Origin of the sequence: Xanthomonas sp. 3075 (assembly GCF_014197275.1) — a bacterium.
In the GTDB taxonomy this organism is placed as follows: Bacteria; Pseudomonadota; Gammaproteobacteria; order Xanthomonadales; family Xanthomonadaceae; genus Xanthomonas; species Xanthomonas campestris_B.
This window is the reverse complement of record NZ_JACIFI010000034.1, coordinates 24,110-31,378: the sequence shown is the minus strand read 5'-3', so window position 1 is coordinate 31,378 and position 7,269 is coordinate 24,110. Positions and strand designations below refer to the sequence as shown.

The 7,269-nt window shown below is 52.8% G+C and carries 6 protein-coding genes; 4 read left to right on the top strand and 2 right to left on the bottom strand.

Annotated elements, in window-relative coordinates:
* Nucleotides 1–283: 283 nt before the first annotated feature.
* Nucleotides 284–859 carry a hypothetical protein gene (locus tag GGR62_RS20130; RefSeq protein WP_184409597.1) on the bottom strand — a complete coding sequence of 192 codons (576 nt, stop codon included), beginning with the start codon at nt 857–859 and terminating at the stop codon, nt 284–286.
* Between the two features lie 382 nt (nt 860–1,241).
* The gene (locus tag GGR62_RS20125) at nt 1,242–2,411 is read right to left on the bottom strand and encodes a site-specific integrase (RefSeq protein ID WP_184409598.1); all 1,170 of its coding nucleotides are present in this window, start codon (nt 2,409–2,411) and stop codon (nt 1,242–1,244) included.
* Between the two features lie 893 nt (nt 2,412–3,304).
* Between GGR62_RS20125 and GGR62_RS20120 the strand changes: the two genes are divergently transcribed.
* The 4 genes from GGR62_RS20120 (at nt 3,305) to GGR62_RS20105 (ending at nt 7,124) form a co-directional block, all read left to right on the top strand.
* Nucleotides 3,305–4,564: a hypothetical protein gene (locus tag GGR62_RS20120; protein ID WP_184409596.1), complete on the top strand. Its 1,260-nt coding sequence runs from the start codon at nt 3,305–3,307 to the stop codon at nt 4,562–4,564.
* A 69-nt stretch (nt 4,565–4,633) separates the two neighbouring features.
* Nucleotides 4,634–5,134 carry a hypothetical protein gene (locus GGR62_RS20115; protein WP_184409595.1) on the top strand — a complete coding sequence of 167 codons (501 nt, stop codon included), beginning with the start codon at nt 4,634–4,636 and terminating at the stop codon, nt 5,132–5,134.
* 23 nt (nt 5,135–5,157) lie between these two features.
* Nucleotides 5,158–6,129, top strand: coding sequence for a hypothetical protein (locus GGR62_RS20110; protein ID WP_184409594.1), 972 nt, complete (start codon nt 5,158–5,160; stop codon nt 6,127–6,129).
* 104 nt (nt 6,130–6,233) lie between these two features.
* On the top strand, nt 6,234–7,124 hold the full coding sequence (locus tag GGR62_RS20105) for a MobA/MobL family protein (protein ID WP_184409593.1): 891 nt from the start codon (nt 6,234–6,236) through the stop codon (nt 7,122–7,124).
* The last annotated feature ends 145 nt before the right edge of the window (nt 7,125–7,269 follow it).

Below are 7,269 nucleotides of genomic sequence, written 5' to 3'. Positions count from 1 at the left end.
CCGCCAACTACCGTACACAACAAGCCAACAACGCAGTACCCTTCAACCCCGGGCTTTATCAGTAATCACTGGTACGGACGATGGGGGCAGGTCAGGAGCCGCAATTACAGAGTCGGGAATTCTTTGCGAAAAAAGTGCCGGTGTCAAGCTAGAGGTTTGTATTCTGATTGAAACCTCAGTGTAGATTGAAGTGGATACCAATAAGGCCGGCTTTCGCCGGCCCTATCGCTTAAAGAAAAAATCGGATGGCCGAAGATTTCGACTCGTCTAATTGTTCAACCCGTCAAACCGGCGCGAGATTGTTGTTGTATCTGGAACGTGCCCCAATGCGATGGTAGGGCGGATCAGGACTAACCAGATGAAGCTTGTTGAATGATGATGGAAACAGCCGGTGAGCGACACTGGCTTCAAGAAGGGCGGTGGATCGCCACAGTTGGCGCCAGACCGTTGCCTCAAGATCGGTCTCTATCACATAGACAGGGTTGCGCGAATTATCCCTGAGCAGGTCGATGCGTGACTCACCCCCAATCCGTCGGGGCACGCGCACCTCATCGCCACTGCTATCCCAGCCTATCCATCTGCTATAAAATGCAATTCCAGATTGCAGCACTTGGAACTCAAAGTATTCCGAGTCCGGTGAGAGGCTTCTGCGAGCACAGATTTTGCGCATGAGCCCGACCGACACCACGCCCAGCTTGTCAGGGCCGTGGCCTTCGATGCTTCTGCGAAATGCGTGGTAGCTCTTAAAGCCAAGATCCTTGGCGAACTTCTCAAGGCTCTTACAGTGACTGAAGTCCTCTGTGCGCATACAACAGGCACCGGACTTGAAAGCACGAACTATGTCTTGAGCTTGGAACATCACATACTCCCGTATTGGCCAAAGAAGCTCGGTGCCTCTTTCAGAGCATGCTGCTTGCTTCAACGGCCACAAAGGAGATGGATACCTGGGTGACGTCAGACTTTTCCCACGCAGCAGGGAGGTAGCCTAAACCTTCACGGATGTTAGCAGGTCTGTTGCCGCTCCTCAAACTCGCTGGGGCGTCGGGGAGGAAGGTCAATGCAGACCTCGGTAGTTGTTCCTTGATAGTGGTGAGCCTTCGCGCCCAGCTCGTAGGGTCTAGCCCGATTTGGGAATTGATCGTGGAAACCTTGGTGATGAGGTGACTCACCCCTGCACTGAGCAAGTTCCCAAACCATGCCGCATCTGTGCAGCATGGCGTTGTAAACCAACATGGCTCGTCTTAGGGATACATCCTCGCTCCCTTCCTTAGTCGCTCCTTGAATTGCCCGCGCACATAGCTCGGCAGCGTGACCGCTGGTTGATAGTGGCCTAACGCTTCAACTTGGATCTTTCGGGTGTTTCCAGTCGATTTGTGGACATAGTTGTCCTGCAGAACGGGGGCCTTCTTGTTGAGGGCATGTCCGGTGATGAGGGCAATATGCTCGATCCGCACACCCTTGGCATCCAACTCTGTGGCAAGCGTATGCCGGAACGCGTGCGATCCGATGCCTTTGCCAAAGCCAAGCTCCTTCAAATACTTAGCAAACTGGTTGACGAAGCCTTGGCTGTAGCGCCCGTTTGGCTCGCCGGTCTTGCGGCAGGTGCCGGCCGACAAGTTGGGGAAGAGGCGCGGGTGGCGGGACGCTTTGATGTCGGCCAAGAAGTCGAGGAAGCCCGCCTGGATGAGGCTTGGGTGGATCGGCACCTTGCGGACGGCGCTTTTGCCTTTGAGGCTTTGCCGGGTGCGCTTGCCTGCGCTCTGTGCCAAGTCTTCATCAACGGTCTTCTGGATCGAGAAGCACCAGAGGCCTTGGTCTTGCACGATGTCGGCCACTTTGAGCTGCGCGATCTCGTTGATCCTGGCGCCCGTGTAAAGGGCAATGAGCGGGCACCACCATCTGTGCGGGTATTTCTTGGCCCAAGGCAGGAAGGTCTCCGGGTTGAAGATCTTCTGAATTTCTTCTAGTGAAAGCAGACGCTCGGGCTCATCCTGATCAGCCAGGAGTTCTTCCTTAGCTGGCTTGAACGCATCCATTGGGGAGTGCGGGATGGCACGCGCCTTGACCAGGGTGTTGAAGAAGGACGCCAGGAAGCGCCGATGCAGTTCTAATGTGGCATTGGCAGGTTGCGCCCGCCCTTGGCGTTGACCCTTGGCGATCAAGACTTCGACGCTCAATCCCTGATGCTTGGGGTTGGTCATGAAGTCTTCGGGCGCCCAACGCAGCAGATCCCACATCTGGTAGATGTGCGTGTGGTCGATCCGAGCAACGGAGGTGTTGCCGCTCACGCGTTGCAGGATGGCAAGCGTTCGGCGATAAGCATCAATCGTAGTGGTGCGAAGGTTCTGCCGTTCCTTGTCTTTCAAGAAGTCGTCGACCTCTTCAGAAAGGAGCCGCGCCGGAGTGGCCAAGGGCAGGGGCTCAGGATAGCGAGTTCCGGATCGGCGAAGCCGTCGCAGCTTTTCATGATGGTCGTAAGTCGCTTGGACCAGATCTTGAAGGTGGAGCGCGCCAGCGCGGTCTTGAACGACCATATCTGTAAATTCGACTTTGCCGATGCGAATGCTTCGGATGGATAACTGACCTTTGGGCTGTTGCAAATACTGATGAAGCTGGGAGTGTTTAAAGTGCATCTACGATCCAATTATGAGGAGGTAGACGTTTGATAAGGGGAGGGGATTTTCTGTCAATGATAAAATAGGACAAAAATTTCGCGTCAATGATTGTCTAAGGTGGTCTCGCTAATTGTCGTTTAAATAGCTATATTTTCAGTTTAACTTTTATGGGTAATTTTATCAACGGGCTATATATGCCAATGATTTCAGCTGTATAAATGGGCTTGAAACCCTCAATGCGCATGTAGTGTTTAAAAGTAATAAACCGGGAGAAAGTGAGAGATATCTCACTTATAAAAATGAACGCAAGTTAAATTAGGGTGAGGTTTGCCTAATCTAATCATCCTTAAGAAGACAGTTAGGCAATCCGAGTTCACTGTGTTCCGCTTTGGCAAACTCCCGAAACGCAGTCTCAGCTTTTGAGACATAAGTAGTCTGAGATAGGGACAGAGACCGGAGCTTATGGGCGTCGGGATCTGCAAGGCTGTGCCTTGGTTCTCTTGATCAATTACTGATGGAGTTCGACATAGGCAGCGCTGAGCATCAGCTGAGTCCGACCTTGATGTCTGCCACTGAGCGTGCTCCTTGTTGTCTGACTAGATCTTCCATAAGCTTGGTCGTAGTCGTAGTCGTAGTCGTAGTCGTAGTCGTAGCCGCCTGCACTCAGTTGAATCCTTTTGGGAGGATGCATGTCGTCCAGTTTTCCAGAGCCTCCCTTTAACGCGAGGGCGATCATGCCAGGGAAGATGTTAGAAGAAGTGTTGAATGGGTCAAGGCAGCGAGCCATGGCACTCAGTGACCCTATTCGGGAGGCTTTCCGAATGCGCGATCCTGCACAGACCCTACGCGACTATGCCAAAGGGATTGAGATGTCCGCTTACAAGGAGATGCAGGATAGGGCGTTGGCTGCTGTCCAACCTTTGCGGTCGGTTCAGGACATGCTGGATGGGCTATCTGCTCATCGTTTCGCGTCGCAGGTCTCTGAGATTTCTCATTTCGAATCGCTAAGTGCTAAGGCACTCGCTCCGCTTCAATCATTTGGAGCTGTGGGGTCCAAGGTCGAGAAACTCATGGCGCGGACCGAAAGGTTGTCGGCTTATCAACGCTCGTATGAAGCATCGCTTGACAGTTCCTACATGCGGAGTATCGAGCAGCTTGGTGTCGGGTCAGTCATTACTGACATGTTGTCAGAGAACGCTAAGCGTCACGAAGCGATGCTCTGGGGTGCCAATAATCATTTCGCGGATGTTGTTCGTAGGATGAGTGAAACCTCAGCTCTGATGCAGTTCGGGACGATTGAGTGGGGCGAGCGCCTATCTACTCTTGCCAAGTTGGCTGGTGATACAGATTTCCTGCGCTGGGCGGATGACGCTGTTAGTCCAGTGATTGATCGCCATGTTAGTGATTGGCTGAAGTCGTTTGAAGATGCAGCAGCTGATTCGGAACAGCCAAAGCCATTGGGGCGCCGGCGAGTGGCTATGCCGCACGTCCTAGTCGACTTCTTGGCGGATCCTCAACAGCGAAAAGACTTTTTGCTGCTGGTTCTGTCGCTTCTCCTTTTCATCGAAGGAAAGCTTAGTGCTGCGCGCGCAGATTTGGAGCAATCGGACCTTCGTAAGACGCAAGCGCATGCTATCGAAGCGATCGAGAAAAAGTTTGATACTGTTGCAGAACGGTCCGCCATACAGGAGAAGCACATTGCGCATCTCACCCAGGTCGCAGAGTCCCTGCACGCCCTTGTCTCTTACTCGCATCGCTACACGATCGTGGCCAAAGTGACTGCCCTCCGCATGTCACCTGGCGGACGGAAAATCGGCCAGTTTGAACGAGGTGATGAGGTGTCGGTTCTTCGGGCAGCGGGAAAGTGGCGCTTGATTTCTGCGTTTGACGAAGAAGGCAACGAGATCAAAGGGTGGGTGTTGAACAAGCATTTGAGCCGTATGGAATAACGCTCCAGCCACAAGCGGTGCTGATTGACAGAAACGCCTTTTGCCTTAGCTTTCAGTGCAGAGGCTCAAATGACTGTCGATGACTACAAATTTTTTATGAAAAATCTTGGCATGGAGCTGAGAAAGCCAAACTCTGATGATCCATATGAAGTGCAGGAGATGCGCTGGGCGCTTGTCATCGGTAATCGATCGTTTGCGCGCAAGTGTGTAAAAAATCTAGACCCTTGGATCAAATCTCAGTTGCGCGAAGAACTTGGAGCCGAGCATGCGATTCGCGAGTTGAGAAAAATCTATGATAGTTCAACGATTTCACGAAAGCGAGAAATGGTTAATTCACTGTGCTCCAATGCACCAAGTCAATGGTTTGATCCCTTGCTGCTTCAAATCGAGAAGGACGGGCGCACTTTTAAAAGTATACCCTACCACTGGCGCTCCATCGCAATTGAAAAGCTGGGTGGGCGCATGCATCTAGAGTGGTGCCCACTTTGGTTGAAACTGAGAAACGCATTGCTTGACTGGGAGTTCCAGCGCAAGGAGGATGGACGCCGTCGTCGCGCTCAAGTGCTCTAAAAAAGCCGAAAGGAAGTTTGCAAATGGACGTAAAGCAAGCAATCGAGCAGTATTTGGGAGTGAACAAAGAGCAAATCAAGTCTGCAATTGAATGCACCGCACGTCTGGCGGCCAGAGCAGCGACTTCGCTCAATGCGGTAGAAAAGCGTCTTGACGAAGAATCATTCACAGCAGCCTTCTTCGGTGCACTTGCTGCATCGCTTCCCCTGGGCGTATTGGCTTACTCGCGTCAAGAGGGGGAGGACTACGCATGGCTTAAGTACGACAAGGGCTCTGGTGGCTGGCCTGAGTCTGAGTCGGGAGCAGATTTCTGCCTTGTGTTCAATCTGTCCAAACAAAAGTCCAGGATGGCTATCTTCCAGGCCAAAAGCGACGCTAGCAATTGGACGACAGACAATACACTGGTCATCAACCAGTCTCGAATAGAAGAGGGCGAGAAAGTGCTGCAGGTGAAGCGACTTGTAGAAACCGCAAGTCGTATTGAGAGCGGGGGGGCGGTCAATCAGGTTCCTTTGAATAAGCTTCGATGGGTGCATTATCTGTGTCAATTCAATAGCGGACTTCGCTGTGTTCCAATTTCAACGATTGCTCAGCAAGTGGATGACATCATAAAGGACAAAGCGGAAACTAAGAAAAGCGTGCCTGTGAGTGATAAGAACGGCATTGCTTTCATAAGTCTTATCGCTGACGCCTTTGCGGCAAATTCAGAACACTGGAAAACCATCAATAGCGCTGAAGGACTCCCACTTCCCAGCGCAATTGGGCTTACCGAGATTGGTCTGCTGATGAAAGTCTATGTGATTACCGATGACCAAAAAGGGTGGGTCAATGAGCTAGGATTTTCGTCGCCCACCGTAGTCAGTAAGGTCAAAGCTATCAATGAAAATAAGGATCTCAAGGAAAGTAAGGGTCTCAAGGAAAGAGTTAATCGAAAACGCGAAAAATCTGCGGAAAAGAAGGACGCTTCAAACCGGGTGGTTGCGAAAAAAAAGTGATTCCATAACGGGCAAATTATAGTCCTCAAAAATAGGCTTTCTACGCTATTGCGCTTTGCGAAATCTAGAGTCAGAACCGATGAACTCTGACTCAGGAAATGCACATGGCCATCCATCACACCCGCATCAAAACTTACAGCCGAGCAAAGGGGCACTCTGCAATCGCAGCTGCGGCCTATCGCGGCGGCTACTTGCTCACCGATCCCAAGTCTGACGCTCGCCACGACTACCGGGGTAGGGCAGGCATCATCCAGTCGCGTTGCTTGGCGCCACCTGGTTCGCCGGCATGGGCCGATGACCCGCAAGCACTTTGGGCCGCTGCTGAAGCAGCAGAGCGACGCAGCAACAGCACTGTGTGCCGCAACTTCGCCATCGCGCTGCCGCACGAACTCGATGACCCCACGCGTTGGGAGTTGGTGCTCGATATCGCTCATCGCCTGATTGGGCGATATGGCTTTGCCCTGCAAGCGAGTCACCATCGCCCGACCAAAGATGATCCTCGCTACTTCTACTGCCATCTGCTTGCGACAACCAGGCGCATGGAAGCCTCTGGCTTGACCCAGAAGACGCGGGTGCTCGATGGGCGCATCAATGGCAAGGAGGAAGTCGAGTGGATCCGCGCGATGATCGCTGATCGGATCAAGGCGCATCTTGAACAGGCTGGCATCGGTAAGGCGGTTGAGCATCGGCCCTTGACGGAACGCTTGGAAGCGATGCGAGGCAACGAGATCTATGTCCAAGGCCAGGAAAGCTTTGAGCAGCTTCTGTCCCGCTACCGCCAAGAGGGACGACTGTTGAGCGTGCCGGATGGCCACACGGCGGAACAGGCCCAGCGAGAGCGCCCAGGACCAGGCATGGACACTTCAGCTGATGAGGCTTCGGTGGCGAAGATGCCTATCATGCCGGCATCCGTTGGCAGACTCAGTTCAAGTAGGGGAGACGAAGCTCTGTCAGCAATCCAGGCAGATCGAAGCGGCCATCAAGATACGCATTGAGGGCGTCGGCCATGTGCTGATCAATACCAAAGCCAGCCGCATGCTGTTGGGCGATCCAGCCTTCAACATGTGCTTGGCGGAGTTGATGTTCTTGGTGGTCCAGAGGTAAGGCTTGCTGGCTGACGGAAGGAGGCATGGCGAAGAA